Genomic DNA, 21,073 nt, shown 5'->3' with positions numbered 1-21,073 from the left:
CTCAGACCGAGGTCGGCAGCGGCCCGCCGTGCCAGGTCACGGCGTCGCCCAAGGCGGCGAGGAGATCCACCTCGCCGCCTTCGGCCTCGGCGTAGGCACGGTGGAGGTTGAGCACCAGGCGCTCGGCGTCCGCCCATCCGGCGAACTCGCCCAGGTCGGCTACCTGCGCGGCGGCCAGCGGGGTGAGCCCGTTCTCACGTCCCGCCCGGGCGGCGTCAAGGACGAAGCGGTAGTACCGCTCGTGCGCGGCCAGGATCTCCGGCAGCTCGGAGGCTGTGGCGAGCGGCCCGTGCCCCGGCACGACGCGCTCGGGTTCGAAGGCCGCCAGCCAGTCCAGCGACCGCAACGCCCCCTCAAGCGATCCCATCAGCACCAGCGGCGTGAGCCCGTTGAACAGCAGGTCCCCGGCGAACAGCACCCGTTCGCCGGGAAGCCACGCCACCACGTCCCCGGGGGTGTGCGCGGCGTGGCCGGGATGCCGCAAGTCGACGCGGCGCCCCCCGAGATGGACGGTCAGCTCGGAGGTGAACACCACCGACGGCGGGCGGCGCGTCACGTGTCCCCAGTCGGGCACCGGCCTCCACATCGGCGGGCAGCCGTCGATGATCGGATCGGCCAGCAACGCCTCTCTCATCGCCGCGTGCCCGAAGACGACCGTGTCGTCCGGGAGCAGGCTGTTGCCGTAGCAGTGGTCCCCGTGCTGGTGGGTGTTCACCGCCATCCGGATCGGCACGTCGCCGGTCGCCTCGGCGACCGCGCCGAGAAACCGCCGGGTGCGCGCCTCGGTCGCGCAGGTGTCGACGATCAGCACGCCGTCGTCGCCTGCCACGGCTCCGGCGTTGTTCAGCCACCAGGTGCCGTCCGGCTGCACCCAGGCGAAGATCCCCGGCCCCACCTCGTGCAGCCCCGCCCCGTGCAATTCCGTCTCGTCGGCCCGCTCCACCACGCTCACGATTCCTCTCGCCGGCATCCTCCCCAGGGGGACCCTACCGAGGGAGGGACTCACGGTGGGCGCGCCCAGACCCGGTCACGCCGGGCCGAGCCGGGTCAGCTCCGGCCGTACAGGGCCGGCAGGCCGATCAGGTGCACATCAGGTGAGGCACTCGCCTGGGCCACCACCTTGTCGTTGATAAGCATGGGCGGGCGGGAGCAGCGGGTGCGGGTGCCGTCGCGGGAGCCGTCCCAGAAGACCCAGCCGCACCGCCGGTCGGGGCAGCGCTTCAGGCGCGGCCACTCGCCGCTCGCGGTGGTGGCGAGCCAGGCCCGGGCGATGGCGGCGAGCGGGTCGTCGGAGCGGAGTGCGAGGCCGTCCAGGACGGCGTGCGCCGCGGCCGTCGACCGGCGGTCCGGCTGCTCGCCGTCGGCGAGCAGCCGGGCCCGCAGGCCCTCCCGCAGGGTGCGGGCACGGGCCAGGTCGTGCGGCGTGACGTGGGCGGGCAGCCCCTGCGCGGTCAGCCAGGCGCGCATGCCCGCCACGCTCTCCAGGAGATCGACGCCGCGTTCGACGTCGATCGTGTTCGCGAACGACTCCAGGAGCCTGGTCTCCTCAAGCGGGTGCCGGTAGCTCATCGCGGGCTCTCAGGAGGTCCGGGACCTGCCGATGAGCAGGGCGGCGAGCAGCGCCGCCACGGCGAAGCCCGCGCCTGTCAGGAAGGTCGCCTGCATCCCCTGGCTGAACACGTACCCGTCGAGGGCCTCCTTGGACAGGCCGGCCGGCGGGTGCTCGGTCGCGCGGGTGCTCGCCGCGGTGGCGATGACCACGATCACGGCGAGGGCGAGGGACGACCCGACGTTCTGCACCATGCTCACCACGCTGGACGCCGCACCGGCGTCCTCGCTCTCGACGCCCGAGGTGGCGCGGCTGAACGCGGGGATGATCGCCATGGCGACGCCGGCCCCGACGAGCACCAGCGAGGGCAGCACGCCGGTCCAGTAGCCGTCGCCGATGTCCATCCGCAGCAGCCAGGCGTTGGAGATGAGCAGCAGCACCGCGCCGATCAGCACGACCATCCGCCCGCCGATCCTGGGTTCGAGGCGGACGGCCAGGCTCGCCGCGCCGGTCATGCCGACGGAGACGGCCAGGAAGGCGAACGCGGTGGTCAGGGTGCTGTAGCCGAGGACGATCTGGAAATACTGGCTGAGGTAGAAGAACAGGCCGATCTGCGCGCCCGGCGTGATCATCAGCACCAGGTAGGCCCCGACGCGGCTCCGGTCGGCGAACAGCCGCAGGTCGAGCAGCGGCTGCCGGGCCCGCCTGCTGATCAGCACGAACAGCGCGAGGAGCACCAGGCCGGCCACGACGGAGCCGATCACCCAGCCGTTGAGCCAGTCGCCGCCCTGCGAGGTGGTGAGCCCGTAGACGATCGCGACGACGCCCAGGGTGGCGCTCAGCGCGCCCGCGAAGTCGAACCGCCCGGGGCGGCGCGGGGTCTCGGCGATCACCATCGGACCCAGCACCAGCAGGACGAGGCCGAAGACCGCGCTGGGCAGCAGCACCACGCGCCAGGAACTGATCGTGCCGAGCAGCCCCACCAGCATCAGCCCGACGGCGGCGCCGGCGCCGCCCGCGACCGTGTACGCGCTGATCGCCCGGCGGCGCAGCGCGCCCTCCTCGAACATGCTGACGATCAGGGCCAGCACGCACGGCGTGGCGAGCGCCGCGCCGACGCCCTGGGCCCCCCGGGCCGCGATGACCAGCCAAGCGTCCGGAGCGAGCGCGCGGGCCAGGCAGCCCGCGGTGTAGAAGGCGACGCCCGCGACGAACACCCGGCGCTTGCCGAGGATGTCGCCGGCCCTGCCGCCGAGCAGCAGCAGGCCGCCGTACGGGAGAAGGTAGGCGTTGACGACCCAGGAGAGCTCGGTCTGGGACATCTGGAGCGCCTGGCCGATCCCGGCCAGCGAGATGCTGATCACCATCTCGTCGACCATGATGAGCGCCCAGAAGGCCACCACGACGGACAGGGCGATCAGGCTCTTGCCCCTGATTCCGTCGGGGACGGTCCGGGTTGACGGATGAGTGAGCATGGAGATCCTCCGGCTCCGGATTCGCGCCGCGGGCGCGGGGGGTGTGCTTCGTGCTAGGAGGGCAGGCCGATGGACAGGCCGTGCCGGAAGACGTCGCGCGGGTCGTACCGCTTCTTGATCCGCTGCAGTCTGGGGTAGTTGTCGCGGTAGTAGAGCGTGTGCCAGGGAGTGCCGGAGGTGTTCCACGCCGGGTCGGCCAGGTCCCTGTCGGGGTAGTTGATGAACGCTCCGCCGTTGACGGCGTTCGGCACCGGCACCCCGCCGGTGTCCTGGTAGAGCTCCCGGTAGAGGTTCCGGACCCACGCCATGTTGGTCTCGTCCTCGTACTCGCTGCTCCAGCCGCCGGCGGTGAAGTAGACCCGCAGGACGGAGTCGCGGTGGACGGCGGCGGTCGCGCCGGACGCGACGCTGTTGATCCGCCCGCCGAAGCCGGTGATGTTCACCAAGGCGTTGGGGTTGTAGTAGGAGTCGTCGCTCAGGTGCCGCCAGAGTGTCGCGATCTGCGCGGCGGTGTAGCTGCGGCGCAGGTCGGCGGTCTTGTTCTTCTGGCGTCCGGCGGGGTCGCTGACCCAGTTGCGGGGGTCGAGCCAGGGGGTGGTCTCCTGGACGTCGACCATCGGTTCGACGCCCACGCCGGAGGTGACGGCCGCGAAGTGGGCGTCGAGCATCGCCTGGCCGCCCGGCACCGACTCGTCCACGCCGGCCAGCAGCATCAGCGTCCCGGCCGAGCGGTGGTTCGTGGTGAGCGTGCCCCACAGGTTCACCGCCGGGCTGCCCGGCGCGCTGTTGTTCTGGTACCAGGTGCAGTAGTTGCCGACCAGGGTGGTGAAGGCCTGCTCGGTCATCGCGTCCCACGACCACATGAGCAGCCGGGCCCGCTGGTTGCCGGTCCGGGGCAGGAGCCGGGTGGGGTCGGTGGACGTGACACCCGGCGTCCTGAACCAGTAGCGGGTGACGATGCCGAAGTTGCCCGCGCCGCCGCCGGTGTGCGCCCAGAACAGGTCGCGGTTGGGGTCGGACGGGCTGTCGGTGGCCACGACGACGCGGGGCCTGCCCGTGGCGTCGACGGTGACGACCTCGACCGCGTTCAGGTGGTCGACGCTGAGGCCGTGCTTGCGGGAGAAGAAGCCGTAACCGCCGCCGGGGATGTGCCCGCCGATGCCGACGGTCGCGCAACCGGTGAAGGGGATCATCACGCCCCAGCCCTTGAAGAGGGTCTCGGCCACCTCGCCGACGAGGGCGCCGGGCTCCACGGCGAAGGCCCCGCGCCGCGCGTCGTGGTAGACCGCCGTCATCTGGGACAGGTCGACGACCGCCTTGACGTCGGAGGTGGTGGTGAAGTCCTCCATGCAGTGGCCGCCGGAGCGGGCGACCAGCCGCTTGCCCGCCGCCACGGCCGCGCCGACCGCGTCCACGACCTGCTCGGCCGAACCCACCACGGTCACCTGGTCGGGCGCGCCGGTGAAGCGCATGTTGTGCCCGCTGCGCAGGCTGTCGAAGCGGGGATCACCGGGCCGGACGACGAAGGGGCCGAACTCGGGCACGCACCGGGTGCCGGTGGTTCCCGCGGACGCCGGTGTGCCGCCCAGGGCGACCCCCGAGGCCAGGCCGGCCCCGGCCGCCGCCGCGCCGGCCAGGAATCCCCGGCGGTTGTATACGGTCACGCTTTCCACTCCTCAATCGGCGAATTACCCGACCTCGGCGGGCGCCCTTCTCCGACGCCCGCCTGATCGAGTGGTTTTCGTTCTTTCCTGACCGTTCCAGCGCTGGAATCAGCAGTGCAGGTTTGCGCAGGGCTGGTTTCAGCTCTTGAACGGCTTGCCCACCGGGAACATCTTGCCGCCGAGGGAGGCGTTCAGCGAACCGGCGAACAGGTACATGCCGATCAGCGGCATCGAGAAAATCGCGATGATGCCGAAGGGGAGGATCCACGGGTCACCCGCGGCACCGGGCCGCGCCACGCTGACGGCGATGAACAGCGTCAGCAGCGAGAAGTCGATGACGAGGAACAGCAGCCCGAAGATCTTCGGAAGGCGGAGCGTGGTGAGGGTCACCACGGTCATGAGCCCGAGCCAGACCAGGATGAAGTTGGCCTGGGCGCCGCGCTGCGCGGGCTCCGGAAGCTGGCCGAACCAGCTGTTGACGAGGCCGAACACGAGCATGGAGAAGCTCAGCCAAAAAGCGCCGAACAGGCCGAACATGGTCGCCTGCCAGCCGTCGCCGCGGCGGGCCGCCCAGACGGTGGCGCCGATGAGGAGCACGCCGCAGAGGGACATGATCGGCAGCGGGGCGGCGAGCGTGCTGGGGATGGTGACCTGGTTGAAGCCGGTCAGGAACAGGGCCAGCGCGAACGCCGCGGTCGCGAAGGCGGGGTACCCGAGGAGGCCCGGGTCGGCGGTCGCCGGCTGCTTTCCGGCGCTGGCCCGCTCCGTCGAGTGGTTGAGGTCGGGGAGTACGGGGATTTCGGTGGCGGTCATAGGACTCTCCGGTGGCCGGGATTCTGGCCTCGTGAACGTATTCGCGGCGGATATCCATTGCCGTATCAATCCGCTCTCGCCCGCCGGGCCCCGCTCTCAGCCCGCTCTCACCTCGCTCTTTTCGCATTGTCCGCGACCAGGCCGCGGTTTATGCAAGTCGTAGCTTTACTGGTCGAGATGAGGGACCGTATGCGTACGCTACTGATCGACAACCATGATTCGTACACCTACAACCTCTTTCAACTGATGGCCCGGGTGTACGGCACGGAGCCGACGGTGGTGACCAACGACGACGCCGCGTGGCCCGGTCTGGACATCGGGGAGTTCGACGCGATCGTCGTCTCCCCCGGCCCCGGCCATCCGGGCCGGGACCGCGACCTCGGCGCCGTCCGGCAGGTGGTGGCGCACACCACGGTCCCGCTTCTCGGGGTCTGCCTCGGTCACCAGGCGATCGCGTTGCTCTCGGGAGCCGACGTGGTGCCCGCGCCCCGGCCGCGCCACGGACACCTGACCCGCGTGCGGCACACCGGCGAGGACCTCTTCCAGGGACTGCCCCAGGACTTCCAGGCGGTGCGCTACCACTCGCTGTGCGTCCCGGAGGAGGGCCTGCCCGCCTCCCTCACGCCGACGGCGTGGGCGGAGGACGGCGTGCTCATGGGGCTGCGACACCGGGAGCGCCCCCTCTGGGGAGTGCAGTTCCACCCCGAGTCGATCGCGACCGAGTTCGGCGCCCAACTGGTCGAGAACTTCGGCCGCCTCGTGGCGAAGGCGCTGGCGGAGCAGGGCAGGCCGCTGCGCCCGGCGCGGGCGCCGCGACGGGCGGCCGTCCGGCCGGCGCCCATCACGCCCGAGACGCCGCCCGCCGCCGTCCGTCCGTGGCGGCTGCTGCACCGCGTGGTGCCGTACGAGGTGGACACGGCGGCGGCGTTCACGGACCTGTTCGGCGGTCTGGAGCACGCGTTCTGGCTGGACAGCAGCCGGGTGGAGCCCGGCCTGTCGCGGTTCTCCTTCCTCGGCGCGCCGGAGGGCCGCGACGGCGAGATCCTGAGCTACTCCGTCGGCGAGGGGCTCACGATCCGGAGCGGGCCGGGCCCGGAGACCGTCACCACGCCTGAGTCGATCTTCGAGGCCCTCCGGGCGCGGCTCGCCGAGCCGGTCCTCGACGTCCCCGACGTGCCCTTCGACCTCACCAGCGGATACGTGGGCTACTTCGGCTACGAGCTGAGGGCCGAGCTGGGCTCGCCGTGCCGGCACCGCGCCGCCACGCCCGACGCGGTGTGGCTGTCGGCCACCCGCCTGGTGGTGGTCGACCACGAGCAGCAGGCCACCCACCTCATCGCGCTGACCCGCTCTCCCGACGACCCCGCCGCGTCGTCGTGGCTGGCCCGCGCCGAACGGCGGCTCGCCCGGTGGCGGCCGCCACCGGGCGCCGACACGCCCGCCGCCGACGGCCACGACCCCGAGCCCGGCCTGCTCCGCGCCAGGGACGGCTACCTGCGCGACGTCGAGGCGTGCCGGAGCAAGCTGCGTGAGGGTGAGAGCTACGAGATCTGCCTGACCACCCAGACCCGGCTGCCCGTGACCGGCGACCCGCTGGAGCTGTACCTCGCGCAGCGCGCGTCCAACCCCGCGCCGTACGCCGCCTTCCTGCGGCTGGGCGGCTTCGCCGTCCTCTGCTCGTCCCCCGAGCGGTTCCTGCGGATCCGGCCGGACCGGACCGTGGAGACGAAACCGATCAAGGGCACCGCGGCCCGGGGGCGCGGGCGCCGGGAGGACCTGCGGCTGCGGGCCCGGCTGACGACCGACCCCAAGGTCAGGGCCGAGAACCTGATGATCGTCGACCTGCTGCGCAACGACCTCGGGCGGGTCTGCGAGGTCGGCTCGGTCCACGTGCCCAGCTACATGGCGGTCGAGACGTACGCGACCGTCCACCAGCTGGTGTCCACGATCCAGGGAACGCTGCGGCCGGACGTCGACGCGATCGGCTGCGTCACGGCGTGCTTCCCCGGCGGGTCGATGACCGGCGCGCCCAAGCTGCGCACGATGGAGATCCTCGACGAGATGGAGCAGACGGCGCGCGGCGTCTACTCCGGCGCCATCGGCTTCCTCGGCCACAACGGCACGGCCGACCTCAACATCGTGATCCGCACCGCCGTGGCCACCGCCGAGGGCCTGACCGTGGGGGCGGGCGGGGCGATCGTGCTCGACTCCGATCCCGCCGAGGAGTTCGAGGAGATGCTGCTGAAAGCACGGGCGCCCCTCCGCGTGGCCGGGCCCCCGTTGTCGGCGTCGGAACCGGGGCTGCGCTGGGCGGAGGCGGCACGATGACCAGGACCGGCAAGGACTACCTCGACGCGCTGCGCGACGGCAGGACGATCTGGCTGGACGGCGAACGGGTGGACGACCTGACCACCCATCCCGCCTTCCGGCGTTCGGTCCGTTCGATCGCCGACCTGTACGACCTGACGGCGGAGCACCCCGAGACGCTGACGGCGTCGGTGCCCGGCGTCGACGGGCCGGTGTCGCGCGCCTACCAGATCCCGCGGACGAAGGACGAGCTCAAGGCCAAGGGCAGGGCGTTCAAGCTGTGGTCGGAGGCGACGTTCGGGTTCCTCGGCCGCTCCCCCGACTACATGGCCTCGGCGGTGGCCGGGATGGCGACCGTGCCGGAAGTGCTGGCCCGCGACGGCTTCGACGGCTCGGCCAACCTGCTCGCGCACTGGCGGCGGATGGCCGAGGGCGACCTCTACCAGGCGCACACGCTGGTCAACCCGCAGATCGACCGTACGAAGGCGCCGTCGGAGCAGATGGAGGACGACCTCTGTTTGCGGGTCGTCGCCGAGCGCGACGACGGGATCGTCGTGCGCGGCGCCAAGATGATCGGCACCGCGGCGGCACTCGCCGACGAGATCCTGGTCGGCGTCACCCAGCGGATGCCGCCCAGCGAGGCCGACTACGCGGTGAGCTTCTCCGTGCCGGTGGCGGCGCCCGGCATCTCCTTCGTCAGCCGGACCTCCTACGAGGCCCGCGCCACCAGCGTCTTCGACTATCCGCTCGCCAGCCGCCTGGACGAGAACGACGCGCTCGTGGTCTACGACGACGTGTTCGTGCCGTGGGAGCGGGTCTTCGCCTACCGCGACCCGGAGGCCTGCCACGCGCAGTTCTGGAAGACCCCGGCGTTCGTCAGCTTCGTCCACCACGGCGCCACCCGGTTCTGGACCAAGCTGGAGTTCCTCACCGGGATCGCCATCCTCGTCGCCAAGGCCAACAACGTCTACGACATGCCGCCGGTGCGGATGCAGATCGGGAAGCTGCTGTCGTGGGTGAACACCGCCAAGGCGCTGGTCGTCGCCGCCGAGGAGCTGTGCGAGCCGGTGCCCGGCGCCGACGCGGTCATGCCGCACCGCGAGACGGCGTACGCCCAGCTCGCCGTGGGGCCGGACCTGTACCCCAAGGTGATCAACGAGATCAAGCTGCTGGCGGGCGGCGGGCTGATCCAGCTGCCGTCCTCCTACCGCGACCTGCTGCGGCCGGAGGTCGCCGCGCTCCTCGGGAAGTACGTGAAGTCCCCCGGGTACGACGCCGAGTCGCGGATCAAGCTGTTCAAGCTCGCCTGGGACGCCGTGGGCAGCGAGTTCGCCGGGCGGCACGACCAGTACGAGCGCTTCTACCACGGCGCGCCGCACGTCTACCTGCCCGCCCTCGTGCGTGAGGGCGACCCCGGCCGGTACGCCGCGCTGGCCGGCCGGTGCCTCGACGGCTACGAACTGGAGGACGGGTGAGCACCGCCCGGCCGCCGATGACCGCCGGCACCCTCCTGCGCGCCTACGTGGGGTCGCAGCCGGCGGCCGTCGCGGTCATGGCCGGTCTGCTGGTCTTCTCCATCGGCCTGGAGATCGCCGAGCCGCGCATCGCCGCGCACTTCATCGAGTCGGTCCAGCTCGGCCGGGCCGAGAGCACGCTCGTCGGGATCGCCGCGGTGTTCCTGGCCGTGGCCGTGACGCGGCAGGCCGCGCGCATCGTGTCGGCGTACGCCAGCGAGCGGGTCTCGTGGATCGCCACCAACGCCGCCCGCGAGGACCTGACCGCGCACGTGCTGTCGCTGGACCTGACCTTCCACGAGTCCCGCCCGCCCGGTGAGCTGATCGAGCGCATCGACGGCGACGTCAACCAGGTGGCGGAGTTCTTCTCCAGCCTGATCCTCCACATCGCCGGCAACGTCCTGCTGGTGCTGGGCATCCTGATCGCCCTGGCCACCCTCGACTGGCGGGTCGGGCTCACCTTCACGGCGGTCACGATCCTGAGCTATCTGGCGCTGTCGCGGATCGCCGGGATCGCCGGGCTCAAGTGGGAGGACGACCGGGAGCAGAGCGCCCGGTTCTTCGGCTACGTCGGCGAGGCGACCCTCGCCACCGAGGACCTGCGCTCGTCCGGCGCCACCGGCTACGCCATGGCGCGCTTTCACCGGCACCTGCGCGCCTGGCTGCCGGTGAAAGTAAGGGCCGAGGGCTGGGGCAGCGCCATCTGGGTCGTGCTCTCGATCGCGTTCACCGCCGGCACGGCGATCGCCTTCGGCTACGGCGGGGTCTTCTACCGCGACGGCGTGGTGTCTCTGTCCGGCGTCTACCTGATCGTCGCGTACGCCGCGATGCTGAACACCCCCATGGAGGTGCTGCGCCACCAGGTGCAGACGCTGCAGCAGGCGATGGCCGCCACGCGGCGCATCGCCGAACTCTTCGCCCACCGGTCCTCCCTCGCCGACGGGACCGCCACCATCCCCTCCGGCCCGCTGTCGGTGCGGTTCGACCAGGTCAGCTTCGGCTACGGCCCCGACAACGAGTCAGCGGACGGCATGGTCATGCGGGAGGTGTCGTTCGACGTCCCGGCGGGGACCACGCTCGGGCTCGTCGGCCGGACCGGCGCGGGCAAGACCACCATCGCCTCCCTGCTGTTCCGCCTGTACGACGCGGGCCGGGGCCGGGTGCTGGTCGGCGGCGTCGACGTCCGCGAGGCGGCCCTGGCGTCGCTGCGGTCGCGGATCGGGTTCGTGCCGCAGGACGTGCAGATCTTCGACGCCACCCTGCGGGAGAACCTGACCTTCTTCGACGAGCGGGCCGACGACCGGCGGCTGCTGGAGATCCTCGACGTGCTGGAGCTGCGGCCCTGGCTGGAGGGGCTGCCCGACGGGCTCTCCTCGCGGATCTCGCCCGGCACCCTGTCGGCCGGGCAGGCGCAGCTCATCGCGCTGGCCCGGGTGTTCCTGACCGATCCGGGGCTGGTCGTGCTCGACGAGCCGTCCAGCAGGCTCGACCCGGTCACCGAGGCCCAGGTGGAGCGCGCGCTCGACCGGATGCTCGCCGGGCGCACCGCGATCGTGATCGCCCACCGGCTCGACACGATCCGCCGTACGGACCAGGTGATCGTGCTGGACACCGGCGCGATCGCCGAGCGGGGCGCCACCGCCGGCCTGCTGGCCGACCCGGGCTCCCGGCTGGCGCGGCTCTACCAGGTCGGGAAGGTGCTCACATGAACGGACCGGCCGAGCCCTCCCCGCTGGGGTTCCTCTGGCGGCTGATCACCTACAGCCCCTGGCGCTATCTGCTGGCCGCCTCCGCGTGGGCGGTCTTCCACCTGTGGCCGCTGCTGCCCGGCGTGCTCGGCAAGCTGCTGTTCGACGTCCTGGAGGGCCGGGCGCCCGCCGGGATCACCGTCTGGACGGTGGTGGCGGTCGCCGTGGGCGCGGGCCTCGCCCGGTGCGTCGCCATCGTCGGCGCGACCGTGGCCTGGGCGGGCTGGTACCTGCGCGCCCGGGGGCTGATCCAGCGCAACCTGCTCGCCCTGGTGTTCCGCAAGCCGGGCGCGCAGCCGCTGCCGGCCGCCGCGGGCGAGAACATCTCCACCCTGCGGGACGACAGCGACGCCATCGCGATGATGGGCGGCTGGGGCTTCGACATGATGTCCGGGCTCATCTTCGCGGGCGGCGGGCTGGCGATCCTGCTCAGCGTCGACGTCCAGGTGACCCTGGTCGTGATGGCGCCGCTCGCGGTCGTCCTGGTCCTCGCGCAGCTCGCCCGCGCCCGCGCGTACCGCATCCGGGTGCGCAGCAGGGCGGCCACCGCCCAGGTCACCGGGACCATCCAGGAGATCGTGTCCGCGACCCGCGCGATCAAGGCGGCGGGCCGGGAACGCGAGGTCGTCGCCCGGCTGCGCCGCGACAACGAGGCGCGCAAGACCGCGATGATCCGCGACAAGGTGCAGAGCCTCGCCATCGACTCCGTCTTCAACAGCACCGCGAGCATCGGCTCCGGCCTGATCCTGCTGCTGGCGGCGGGGCGGATGCGGTCCGGCGAGTTCACCACCGGCGACTTCGTACTGTTCTCCACCTATCTCATGCAGGTGGCCGACTACACGTCCTTCATGGGCTACCTCGTGCGCACCTACCAGCAGGCCCGGGTCTCGTTCGTACGGGCGGCCGCCATGCTGCCCGGCACGCCCTCGCGGACGCTGGTCGAGCACCACCCGCTGCACCTGCGCGAGGACGCGTCCCTCACCACTGTGCCACCGGAACCGGAGCCGCTGCGCGAGCTGGAGGCGCGGTCGCTGACGCACGTCTTCCCCGGCTCCGGGCGAGGCGTGCGTGAGGCGTCCTTCACGCTCCGGCCGGGGACCGTCACGGTCGTGACCGGCCCGGTGGGGTCGGGCAAGACGACGCTGCTGCGCACCGTGCTCGGCCTCTACGCGCCGCAGGACGGCGATATCCGCTGGAACGGGGAGCGGGTCGACGCCCCGGGTGACTTCATGGTGCCGCCGCGGGTCGCCTACACCCCGCAGAACCCCGCCCTGCTGTCCGGCACGATCAGGGAGAACGTGCTGCTCGGCCTGCCGGACGACGGCCGGGTCGAACGGGCGGCGGCCCTGGCCGTGCTCGGCCCCGACCTGGAGCGGCTCGGCGGCGGGCTCGACACGGAGATCGGCGTACGCGGTGTGCGCCTGTCCGGCGGGCAGGCGCAGCGCACGGCCGCCGCCCGGATGTTCGCCCGCGACAGCGCGCTGCTGGTCATGGACGACCTGTCCAGCGCGCTCGACGTGGAGACCGAGCAGGAGTTGTGGCGGCGCATCTTCGCCACCTCGGCGACCTGCCTCGCCGTCTCCCACCGGCCCGCCCTGCTGGAGCGGGCCGACCAGGTGCTGCTGCTGAAGGACGGCCGGATCGTCGCCGCGGGCCCGCTGGCCGAGCTGCTGCGGACGTCCCCGGAGATGCGGACGCACTACCGCCCCGCCCCGCCAACGAGGAGTCGACAGTGTCACGTGTGATCATCGTCGGCGCCGGCCCCTCGGGGCTGGCGCTGGCCGGCGAACTGGCGGCGGGCGGTGTCGACTGCCTCGTGGTGGAGAAGCGGTCGAGCCGCGCCGCCCTGTCCCGGGCCTTCACCGTGGAGCCCCGCACGATGGAGTTGCTCGACATGCGCGGCCGGGTCGCCGGGCTGCTGGCCGACGGCCGCCCCTGCCCGCACCCGCCGGTGGGCGACCGGAACGGCTACCTCGACTACGGCCTGCTCGACACGCCGTTCCCGTACAGCCTGGTCGTGCCGCAGCACCGCACCGAGGCCGCCCTGCAGGCCGCGGCCGAGGAGGCCGGCGCGGTGGTCCGCACCGGCGCCGAGGTGGTCGGCCTGCGCCAGGACGCGGAGTCCGCCGAGGTGGACGTACGCGGCCCGGACGGCGTGGTGACGACCGAGCGCGCCGACTACGTGGTCGGCTGCGACGGCGTGAACAGCACCGTGCGCGCGGCGGTCGGTGTCGACTTCGAGGGCTGGAACTACGACGTGTCGGTCATGATGGGCGACATGCGGCTGCGCAACCCGCCGTCGCCGCCCGCCTACGCCCGCATCACCCGCCGGGGCATGGTGGCGCTGTTCCCCTTCAGGGACGACACCTACCGGGTCATCGTCTTCGACCACGAGAAGATGCACGTCCCGGCGTCGCTGCCGGTGACCCCTGCGGACCTGCGGGAGAGCTGCGCGGGCATCCTCGGCATCGACGTCGAGCCGTACGACCCGATCTGGCTGTCGCGGTTCCGCAGCTCGCAGCGCCACGCCCGGCGCTACCGCGTCGGCCGGGTGCTGCTGGCCGGGGACGCCGCCCACACGCACATCCCCTCCGGCGGACAGGGCCTGCAGACAGGCATCCAGGACGCGTTCAACCTCGGCTGGAAGCTCCGCGCGGAGCTCGACGGCTGGGCCCCGCCGGGACTTCTGGACAGCTACGAGGACGAGCGCTACCCGATCGCCGCGGCGACCCTGCGCAAGACCGACCTCTCCTTCCGGTTCGAGACCTCGAACGGCCTGGCCGCACGGCTGGTCCGCCAGGTCGTCACGAAGCTCGTCCGCGTCCGCGCGATCCAGCGGGTGAACCTGGAGCACCTGTCCGGGCTCACCCTGCGTTATCCGGCGGGCGACGGCGGCTCCTGGGCCGGGCGGCGGGTCCCCGACCGGCCGCTGACCGACGGCACGCGGCTGTTCGAGCGGTTCCGGGACGGCCGCTTCGTGCTGGCCGGCCCTCCGGGCGTCACCGCCGGACCGGACGGCTGGTCCGGCCGGGTCGTCACCGCGGCCCTCGCCGAGCCGATCGGGCGCGGCTGCCCGCCCGTGGTCCTCGTCCGGCCCGACGGATACGTGGCGTGGGGCGGCAGGGACGGAGGGGCCGACGCCGGCGAACTCGGGGCGGCGCTGCGCCGCTGGTGCGGCGAACCGCGGCCCGCCGGTATCGCGCGGAGAGAAACGTGAGAGCCGCTTTTCCGACAATGAATTGCACTTAAAAAGCGTCGGAAAACTCCGGAGGCGGGCCATGCGAAATTATTCAGCCGAATCGTATGGCGATGCGATCGCCTCCGTGTTCGACGTCGTGAACGACGACCCGGTGGAAGTGGCCGCCATCGTGGAGTTCCTGCGCAACCGCGCGGGGGCCGGGCCGGTGCTGGAAGCGGGCATCGGAACGGGCCGGATCGGCATCCCGCTGGCGGGGACCGGCGTCGAGGTGTTCGGCGTGGAAGTCAGCCGGGAAATGGTCAACCAGCTTCGCACGAAGCCGGGCGCGGAAAAGGTGACCGTCGAAGTCGGCGACATGAAGGAAATCGACTTCGGGCGGAAGTTCTCACTCGTCTTCCTCGCACAGGGCACCTTCGGCGCGTTGCTGTCCGAACCGGCGCAGCGCGCGTACATGCGGCGCGTCCCGGAGATCCTCACCGAGGACGGCCGGCTCGTCGTGGAGACGATGGAGGTGGACGACTCCCGCTTCACCCACGACCAGTACGTCGCCACCTCACTGCTCGACGTCGACCACGTGGTGCTCAGCGCGGCCCTCCGCGACCCCGGGCACCAGGTGCTGAGCATCCAGAACGTGCTGCTCACCGCGCACGGCATCCAGCTCTACCCCGTGAAGTTCCGGTACTACACCGCCGGGCAGCTCGACGAGATGGCGGGTGACGCGGGACTGCGGCTGCTCGAACGCTACTCCGACTGGACCGAGGCCGACTACGCGCCGGGCTGCCTCCGGCACGTCTCGGTCTACGGCACCCAGGACTGAACGACCCGTCACCGTCTGGAAGGCGACTCGCCGATGAACATCTCACCCCCCAGGACGCCGCGGCGGTACACCGTCGTGGTCGCGGCGCTCGGCGCCGCGGTATCCCTCACCAGCGGTTGCGCCCTGAACCTCGCCAACGCCAAGTGGTACACCACCACCTACTCGGGCGAGGCGCAGACCGTGGGCCACGGCACCGCGCGGCCGTACGTCATCATCGACCAGGACGGCAACCCCACGGAGGTGGGGGTGCGCCTGTCGGCGACGGCGCTGGACGGGCTGCCCACCGAGGACACCGTCCCGCCGACGGAGACCATCCTGGAGTTCCCGAAGCAGGCGAAGGCCACGGTCTTCAACCACGTGATGCTCAACTGGTACAGCCACGGGCGCAAGCCGGCCGAGATCTTCGGCGAGCCGCACTTCGCCTTCCACTTCTACACGCCCGACCACCACGCGGTCATGGAGATCGACCCCAAGGTCCACCCGGACCGCGCCGGGAAGGTGCCGGAGAAGAAGTACATCGCGCCCGACTACATCTCCGAGCCGGGCAACCCGGTGGAGATGACCAAGCCCCAGATGGGCCTCCACTGGATTGACACGACGCGGCACTTCGGGCCGGTCGGCAGCGCCGAGGAGTTCCGCGAGGTCTTCGTCTACGGCTCCCACGACGGCAGGCTCATCTTCCAGGAGCCGCTGGCGACGCGGAAGTGGCTGCTGACCAAGCCCACTTTCAAGTCGGACATCCGCCAGCCGCAGGAGTACCAGCGCACCGGCTACTACCCGACCTTCTACGGCATCAAGTACGACGCCGCCACCAACGACTACGTGATCTCGCTGGGCGGCATGCGGATGCGTAAGGCGACGTAGGTCGTGTCCGGCACCCTCGGCCCGTCGCGCGAGGCCCAAGGCCCCCGGGCCCGCGCGGCGGGCGCCGCCGTCCCCGCTTTGCCGGACGCCGTCCCCGCTTTGCCGGACGCCGTCTCCGGCTTGTCGGATGACGACGTGGCGCAACTGGTCCGCATCCGCCACTTCGAGCGCACGCTGTTGCGGATGTTCGAGGCCGGCGCGCTGAGCGGGACCACGCACACGTGCATCGGGCAGGAGTACGTGCCGGTGGCGCTGGCCCCGCTGCTCGACGGCGACTTCGTGGTCAGCAACCACCGCGGTCACGGCCACTACCTGGCCCACGTCGGCGACGCCGCCGGGCTGCTCGCCGAGATCATGGGCCGGGAGGGCGCGGTCTGCGCGGGCGTCGGCGGCAGCCAGCACCTCCACCGGCCCGGGTTCCTGTCCACCGGCGTGCAGGGCGAGGGCGTGGCGCTCGCGACGGGCGTCGCGCTGCGGCACCGGCGCGCCGGCACCGGCCGGATCGCCGCCGTCTACGTCGGCGACGGCACCTGGGGCGAGGGCGCGGTGTACGAGGCGCTCAACATGGCGGCGCTGTGGCGGCTGCCGGTGCTGGTCGTCGTGGAGGACAACGGGATCGCCCAGTCCACCCCCACGAGCGCACACCTCTCCGGGACCATCGCCGGACGGGCCCGCGCCTTCGGCGTCGAGTACGCCGAGATCGCCACCAACGACATCCCGGCCATCCGCGCCGCCGCCGGGCCGGTGATCGCGCGGGTCCGCGACGGCGGCGGGCCGGCGGTCGTACGGTTCCTGACCCGGCGGCTCGGCCCGCACAGCAAGGGCGACGACACCCGCCCGGCCGAGGAGGTCACGGCCCTGTGGGAGGACGACTGGCAGGCGGAGCTGGAGGCGCGCCTCGGTCCCCGCTTCCGGGAGATCGACCAGCGGGTCCGCGCCGAGGTGGACCGGATCGCCGCCGAGGTGGCGGCACGCCCGCCGTCGCGGTGGGCCGACGTGGCCGACGCGGGAGCCGTGCAGTGAACGAACTGATCACCCTGGTCGCGGGCATCCTCGACATGCCCGCCGAGACGGTCGACGAGAACACCGGCACGGCCACGGCCGCCGAGTGGAGCAGCCTGCGCCACGTGCAGATCATCGGCTCCGTCGAACGGGCCTACGGCGTGCGGCTGAGCGCGCGCGAGGCCCGCGCGTGCCGTTCCGTGGGCGCGCTGCGGGACACCCTGCGGACGCGGGGAGTCGCGGTATGACACCGCTCGCGCCCCGGCTCGCGGAGAGCCTGAACGGCGCGCTGCACCGGCTGTTCGCCGAACGCCCCGGCCTGCACCTTCTCGGCGAGGACGTCGCCGACCCCTACGGCGGCGCCTTCAAGGTCACCAGGGGTCTGTCGGACCGGCATCCCGGCCGCGTCCTCTCCACCCCGATCAGCGAGAACGGCCTCGCGGGCGTCGCGGCCGGTCTCGCCCTCGCCGGGGACGAGGTCGTGGCCGAGGTCATGTTCGGCGACTTCGCCGCGCTCGTCTTCGACCCGGTGCTCAACCTGATCTCGAAGTCGGTGACGATGTACGGCCGGCGGCTGCCCATGCCGGTCGTGCTCCGCTGCCCGGTCGGCGGCCGCCGCGGCTACGGGCCCACCCACAGCCAGAGCGTGCAGAAGCACTTCGTCGGCATGCCGAACCTTGCGTTGTACGAGCTCAGCCCGTTCCACGATCCGTACGGGCTGCTCGCGCACGCTCTCGACCACGGGCCCGCGCTGCTTTTCGAGGACAAGGTGCTCTACACCCGGCGGGCGTACGCCGACGGGGTCGTGGACGAGCACTTCCGCTCCTCGCTCACCGGGGACGCGCCCGGCTGGGCGCATGTGACCCCCGTGGACGGCGCCGCTCCCGACGTCGTGCTGGTCTGCCCCGGCGGCGTCGCCCACCGGGCCCTCGCCGCCGCCCACCTCCTGCGGGAGCGGGGCGTCACCGCGCACCTGCTGGTGCCCGGGCGCCTGTATCCCCTCGACATCGAGCCCGTCCTGCCGCTGCTGGAACGGCCCGCGCTGGTCGCCGTCGCCGAGGAGAGCACGGCGGGCGGCACCTGGGGCTCCGACATCGCGGCGCTGGTGTACGAGCGGCTGTGGCCGCGCCTGCGCGCCCCGGTGCTGCGGCTGTCGTCGGCCGACTCGATCATCCCGGCCGCCCGGCACCTGGAGGACCGGGTGCTGCTGGGCGAGCGGCACATCGCCGAGGCCGTCGCGGAGCGCCTCGACATGCTGAAGACAGGCGCCGCGGTCGTCGCCGAGCCCGTCGCGGCTCCGGTCGTTCGGTCTGTCGCCGAGCCCGTCGCCGAGGTCGCCGCCGAATCTGTCTTAGTACCACTCGCTGTGCCGCTCGTCGTGCCGAAGCTGAACAGCAACGACACGCACTATCTGGTGACCGGCTGGCTGGCCGAGGACGGAGCCAGGGTCGAGGCGGGCGCTCCCCTGGTCGAACTGGAGACGTCCAAGGCGGTCGAAGAGATCGAGGCGCCGACGGCGGGATATCTGCGGATCTCGGCGAGCGCCGGCACCGAGGTGGAGGTCGGCGCCGTCATCGCGGAACTCCACGAACTCGCGCCTCCATTGCAAACGGCGGCGGGGAGCCGGCCGGGAAGCGAGGCGCCTGCGACGGTCGCGGCGTACGCGACGGCCGGTGGTGACGAGCCACCCGCGGCGCCCGCGCAGGCCGCCCAGCCTGCCCAGGCTTGCCCGCCGGCCGAGCCGTCCCCGGCCGACCGGCGGACGTACGTGCTCGACCGGGTGCAGCGGGGCACCGCCGCCGTCGTGAGCCGGGCCCACAAGGAGGTGCCGGCGGCCTTCACCGCCGTCGAGTTGGGCGTCGACCCCCTCCTCGCCAGACTGCGCCTGCTGTCGGAGGAATCCGGCGCCGAGGTCGGCGTACCCGAGGCCGTGGTGAAGGCGGTCGCCGCCGCCCACGACCGCTTCGGCCATCTCTTCGGCAGTCTCGTGGACGAGCGGACGGTCGCGCTCGCCGAGACGCCACACGTCGCGGTCACGATCGACGCGGGACGCGGCCTCTACACGCCGGTCATCCGGGACTGCGCGAGCCGATCCATCGCCGATATCGCCGACGACCTGATGGACTTCCGCATGAAAGCGTGGCGGGGAGGTGATTTCACCACATCCGAGCTCGATGGCGGTACGATCACGATCTCGATCAACACTGAGGCCGATGTGGTGTTCGTCCAACCGATCGTCATGTGGCCGCAGTTGTGCATGCTCTCCGTCGGCGGGCTACGTCGGCAGCTCGCGCTCCACGACGGAGTCCTCGCTACAACCACGGTCGTCGTCCTCGGCCTCGCCTATGACCACCGGGTCGTCAACGGCGCCGAAGCGGTGGCCTTCCTGCGAGCGGTCGCGGACAACCTCCGCGAGCCGGACCGGCTCGACCAGCTGGTCGCCTGACGGCGTGATGGAGGACTGATGACGTTCGGGCTGATCGCCTTCGCAGCGGAAGTGGGCGAGCCAGTGCCCGTCAAGGACGTGGTAGCCGACTACACCGAGGACGTCGCACGTGTGCTCGCGTACGGCTACGACTTCGTGCATCGCGCGGCCCCCGGGACGGGCCTGACCGATCTCGCCGTCGAAGCGGGCGGCCAGGCCCTCGCCGCGGCGGGCGTCGCCGCCCGCGACGTCGACCTCCTGGTGTTAGCGATCACAGACATCGCGGAGTACCTCTACTGGGACGCGGCGGCCGCGGTCGCCCACCGGCTCGGCCTCTCCTGGGCGGAGGCCGTACTCGTCGACCAGGGCTGCGCGGGCGGCGTCACCGCCTTCGACACCCTGGCCGGCCGGTTCGCCACCCACCTGTCATACGACACGGCGCTGGTCATCGGCGCCAACCGCACCACTGAGGCGTACTGGAACCGCCTCGACACCCACTCGTTGCTGTTCTCCGACGGCGCGGCGGCGGCCGTGGCCAGCCGCAACGCCACCTCGCTGCGCTGGCGCACCTCGTACGCCGAGACGGACGGCCGCTACGCCGACTTCTTCCGGATGGACGACGGCGGCGGGGCGAATCCCTTCGGGCCCGGCACGCCGCCTCCCAAGGTCCGGGACGCGTGGCAGATCATGGAGCACTTCCAGTACGACTCCGATCGCATGGCCGGCTTCGCGGACGAGATCAACGACCGTACGGCCCGTGCCGTCCACCGCGCCTGCAAGCAGGCGGGCATCACCGAGGACGAGCTCGCCTGGCTCCTCCTGCTCAACGACAATCCTCGTGTCATCGCCGCCCAGGCCGATCTGATCGGTGTGCCGACATCCCGTACGAACATCCGCGGCGCACGGCAGCACGGGCACTTCGGTGCCGCGGACCACCTGTTCGAGCTGGGCAACCTGCACGCCTCGGGAGAGCTGGGCCTCGGCGACTACGTGGCGCTGGCCACGAACGGCCGCGGAATGCACTGGGCGTGCACGATCCTGTGGTCCTGACGTACGCCATGGCCTGATCGCCCGCTTCCCCGGCTTCCCCCGGCCCGTCGTGAAGCTCGCGCGTCCACGGTTCAGGTGCCGGCCGCCCGGCGGGACCTCGTCGTCGCTCACCGTGGTCTTGGTCTTTCAGTCGCTCGGGACGCCGCTCGCCGCCCCGGTACGGCCGAGTGTGCGGCGCAGCCTGGGGATGGCCGCCGGCCGCACCGGCCCGCTCGCCGTCGCGGGCAGGGACTCCGCCAGTCCGGCGATGGTGGGGTGCTCGAAGACCACCCGCAGCGGGAGCGACGCTCCGGTGAGGGCGTTGAGCCGGCTGACCAGCCGCGTGGCCAGCAGCGAGTGCCCGCCGAGGCTGAAGAAGTCGTCGTGGATGTTCGTGACGGGCCGGCCCAGCAGCCCGGCGAACAACTCGGCCACCAGGTGCTGCGCCTCCGTGCTGGGAGGCTCGGCCTCGCCGGTGGTGGGCACCGAGGTCGGCTCAGGTAGCGCCTTCCGATCGATCTTCCCGTTGGGGGTACGCGGCAGGGCGTCCATCACCACGACGCGAGCAGGGACCAGATGCTGCGGCAGACACCCCCGCAGGTACCGAAGAAGGATCTGCTCACCATCCTCCCCACGCTCTTCCGTGAGGGTGGTTGTGGTGGCGATG

17 protein-coding genes are annotated in these 21,073 nt (G+C 72.0%); 11 read left to right on the top strand and 6 right to left on the bottom strand.

Annotated features, from left to right (window positions below; translation table 11 throughout):
• Position 1 precedes the first annotated feature (1 nt).
• From Mam01_RS32785 to Mam01_RS32765, 5 genes are all read right to left on the bottom strand, one after another.
• A complete protein-coding gene (locus tag Mam01_RS32785) occupies positions 2-970 on the bottom strand; it encodes an MBL fold metallo-hydrolase (RefSeq protein WP_204289052.1) in 969 nt (322 codons plus the stop codon).
• A 77-nt stretch (positions 971-1,047) separates the two neighbouring features.
• Positions 1,048-1,569, bottom strand: a complete 522-nt coding sequence (locus Mam01_RS32780) for an ABATE domain-containing protein (protein ID WP_204289051.1) — start codon at positions 1,567-1,569, stop codon at positions 1,048-1,050.
• Positions 1,570-1,578: 9 nt separating this feature from the next.
• Positions 1,579-3,024 (bottom strand): MFS transporter, encoded by a 1,446-nt coding sequence (locus tag Mam01_RS32775; protein ID WP_204289050.1) that lies wholly within the window; start codon positions 3,022-3,024, stop codon positions 1,579-1,581.
• Between the two features lie 53 nt (positions 3,025-3,077).
• Complete coding sequence (locus tag Mam01_RS32770) at positions 3,078-4,688, bottom strand: FAD-binding oxidoreductase (protein ID WP_204289049.1); 1,611 nt, start codon at positions 4,686-4,688, stop codon at positions 3,078-3,080.
• A 138-nt stretch (positions 4,689-4,826) separates the two neighbouring features.
• Entirely contained in the window at positions 4,827-5,501 is a 675-nt protein-coding gene (locus tag Mam01_RS32765; protein WP_204289048.1) for a GPR1/FUN34/YaaH family transporter, read from the bottom strand.
• A gap of 189 nt (positions 5,502-5,690) precedes the next feature.
• Between Mam01_RS32765 and pabB the strand changes: the two genes are divergently transcribed.
• From pabB to Mam01_RS32710, 11 genes are all read left to right on the top strand, one after another.
• Positions 5,691-7,829 (top strand): aminodeoxychorismate synthase component I, encoded by a 2,139-nt coding sequence (gene pabB / locus Mam01_RS32760; RefSeq protein ID WP_204289047.1) that lies wholly within the window; start codon positions 5,691-5,693, stop codon positions 7,827-7,829.
• The gene (locus tag Mam01_RS32755; RefSeq protein WP_204289046.1) at positions 7,826-9,283 is read left to right on the top strand and encodes a 4-hydroxyphenylacetate 3-hydroxylase family protein; all 1,458 of its coding nucleotides are present in this window, start codon (positions 7,826-7,828) and stop codon (positions 9,281-9,283) included. Before pabB ends, Mam01_RS32755 begins: the two co-directional genes overlap by 4 nt.
• Positions 9,280-11,031, top strand: coding sequence for an ABC transporter ATP-binding protein (locus Mam01_RS32750; protein ID WP_204289045.1), 1,752 nt, complete (start codon positions 9,280-9,282; stop codon positions 11,029-11,031). Before Mam01_RS32755 ends, Mam01_RS32750 begins: the two co-directional genes overlap by 4 nt.
• Positions 11,028-12,815, top strand: coding sequence for an ABC transporter ATP-binding protein (locus tag Mam01_RS32745; protein ID WP_204289044.1), 1,788 nt, complete (start codon positions 11,028-11,030; stop codon positions 12,813-12,815). Before Mam01_RS32750 ends, Mam01_RS32745 begins: the two co-directional genes overlap by 4 nt.
• Positions 12,803-14,287: an FAD-dependent monooxygenase gene (locus tag Mam01_RS32740; RefSeq protein WP_204289043.1), complete on the top strand. Its 1,485-nt coding sequence runs from the start codon at positions 12,803-12,805 to the stop codon at positions 14,285-14,287. The genes Mam01_RS32745 and Mam01_RS32740 overlap by 13 nt, the downstream gene beginning before the upstream one ends.
• Positions 14,288-14,393: 106 nt before the next feature.
• Positions 14,394-15,086: a class I SAM-dependent methyltransferase gene (locus tag Mam01_RS32735; protein ID WP_191909863.1), complete on the top strand. Its 693-nt coding sequence runs from the start codon at positions 14,394-14,396 to the stop codon at positions 15,084-15,086.
• Between the two features lie 33 nt (positions 15,087-15,119).
• A complete protein-coding gene (locus Mam01_RS32730) occupies positions 15,120-15,950 on the top strand; it encodes a DUF5602 domain-containing protein (RefSeq protein ID WP_150929910.1) in 831 nt (276 codons plus the stop codon).
• A gap of 3 nt (positions 15,951-15,953) precedes the next feature.
• Positions 15,954-16,973: a thiamine pyrophosphate-dependent dehydrogenase E1 component subunit alpha gene (locus tag Mam01_RS32725; protein ID WP_239101797.1), complete on the top strand. Its 1,020-nt coding sequence runs from the start codon at positions 15,954-15,956 to the stop codon at positions 16,971-16,973.
• The gene (locus Mam01_RS32720) at positions 16,970-17,200 is read left to right on the top strand and encodes an acyl carrier protein (RefSeq protein ID WP_204289042.1); all 231 of its coding nucleotides are present in this window, start codon (positions 16,970-16,972) and stop codon (positions 17,198-17,200) included. Before Mam01_RS32725 ends, Mam01_RS32720 begins: the two co-directional genes overlap by 4 nt.
• Positions 17,197-19,398 carry a 2-oxo acid dehydrogenase subunit E2 gene (locus Mam01_RS32715; RefSeq protein WP_204289041.1) on the top strand — a complete coding sequence of 734 codons (2,202 nt, stop codon included), beginning with the start codon at positions 17,197-17,199 and terminating at the stop codon, positions 19,396-19,398. The genes Mam01_RS32720 and Mam01_RS32715 overlap by 4 nt, the downstream gene beginning before the upstream one ends.
• An 18-nt stretch (positions 19,399-19,416) precedes the next feature.
• Positions 19,417-20,427: a 3-oxoacyl-[acyl-carrier-protein] synthase III C-terminal domain-containing protein gene (locus tag Mam01_RS32710; RefSeq protein ID WP_204289040.1), complete on the top strand. Its 1,011-nt coding sequence runs from the start codon at positions 19,417-19,419 to the stop codon at positions 20,425-20,427.
• 126 nt (positions 20,428-20,553) lie between these two features.
• On the opposite strand, the gene Mam01_RS32705 is transcribed toward Mam01_RS32710, so the two are convergent.
• Positions 20,554-21,073 (bottom strand): phosphopantetheine-binding protein (locus Mam01_RS32705; protein WP_204289039.1); only part of this gene is annotated, 520 nt, incomplete at its 5' end.

The sequence above is a fragment of the Microbispora amethystogenes genome (assembly GCF_016863015.1).
GTDB lineage: Bacteria > Actinomycetota > Actinomycetes > Streptosporangiales > Streptosporangiaceae > Microbispora > Microbispora amethystogenes.
Note: the sequence above shows the minus strand (reverse complement) of the source record. Positions and strands in the feature narration are given on the sequence as shown.

What these genes read in the sequence shown, in the direction of transcription:
- Mam01_RS32775 (WP_204289050.1), bottom strand. Translation starts at nt 3,024, where the DNA reads ATGCTCACTCATCCGTCAACCCGGACCGTCCCCGACGGAATCAGGGGC.
- Mam01_RS32710 (WP_204289040.1), top strand. Translation starts at nt 19,417, where the DNA reads ATGACGTTCGGGCTGATCGCCTTCGCAGCGGAAGTGGGCGAGCCAGTG.
- Mam01_RS32780 (WP_204289051.1), bottom strand. Translation starts at nt 1,569, where the DNA reads ATGAGCTACCGGCACCCGCTTGAGGAGACCAGGCTCCTGGAGTCGTTC.
- Mam01_RS32755 (WP_204289046.1), top strand. Translation starts at nt 7,826, where the DNA reads ATGACCAGGACCGGCAAGGACTACCTCGACGCGCTGCGCGACGGCAGG.
- Mam01_RS32715 (WP_204289041.1), top strand. Translation starts at nt 17,197, where the DNA reads ATGACACCGCTCGCGCCCCGGCTCGCGGAGAGCCTGAACGGCGCGCTG.
- pabB (WP_204289047.1), top strand. Translation starts at nt 5,691, where the DNA reads ATGCGTACGCTACTGATCGACAACCATGATTCGTACACCTACAACCTC.
- Mam01_RS32765 (WP_204289048.1), bottom strand. Translation starts at nt 5,501, where the DNA reads ATGACCGCCACCGAAATCCCCGTACTCCCCGACCTCAACCACTCGACG.
- Mam01_RS32730 (WP_150929910.1), top strand. Translation starts at nt 15,120, where the DNA reads ATGAACATCTCACCCCCCAGGACGCCGCGGCGGTACACCGTCGTGGTC.
- Mam01_RS32785 (WP_204289052.1), bottom strand. Translation starts at nt 970, where the DNA reads ATGCCGGCGAGAGGAATCGTGAGCGTGGTGGAGCGGGCCGACGAGACG.
- Mam01_RS32745 (WP_204289044.1), top strand. Translation starts at nt 11,028, where the DNA reads ATGAACGGACCGGCCGAGCCCTCCCCGCTGGGGTTCCTCTGGCGGCTG.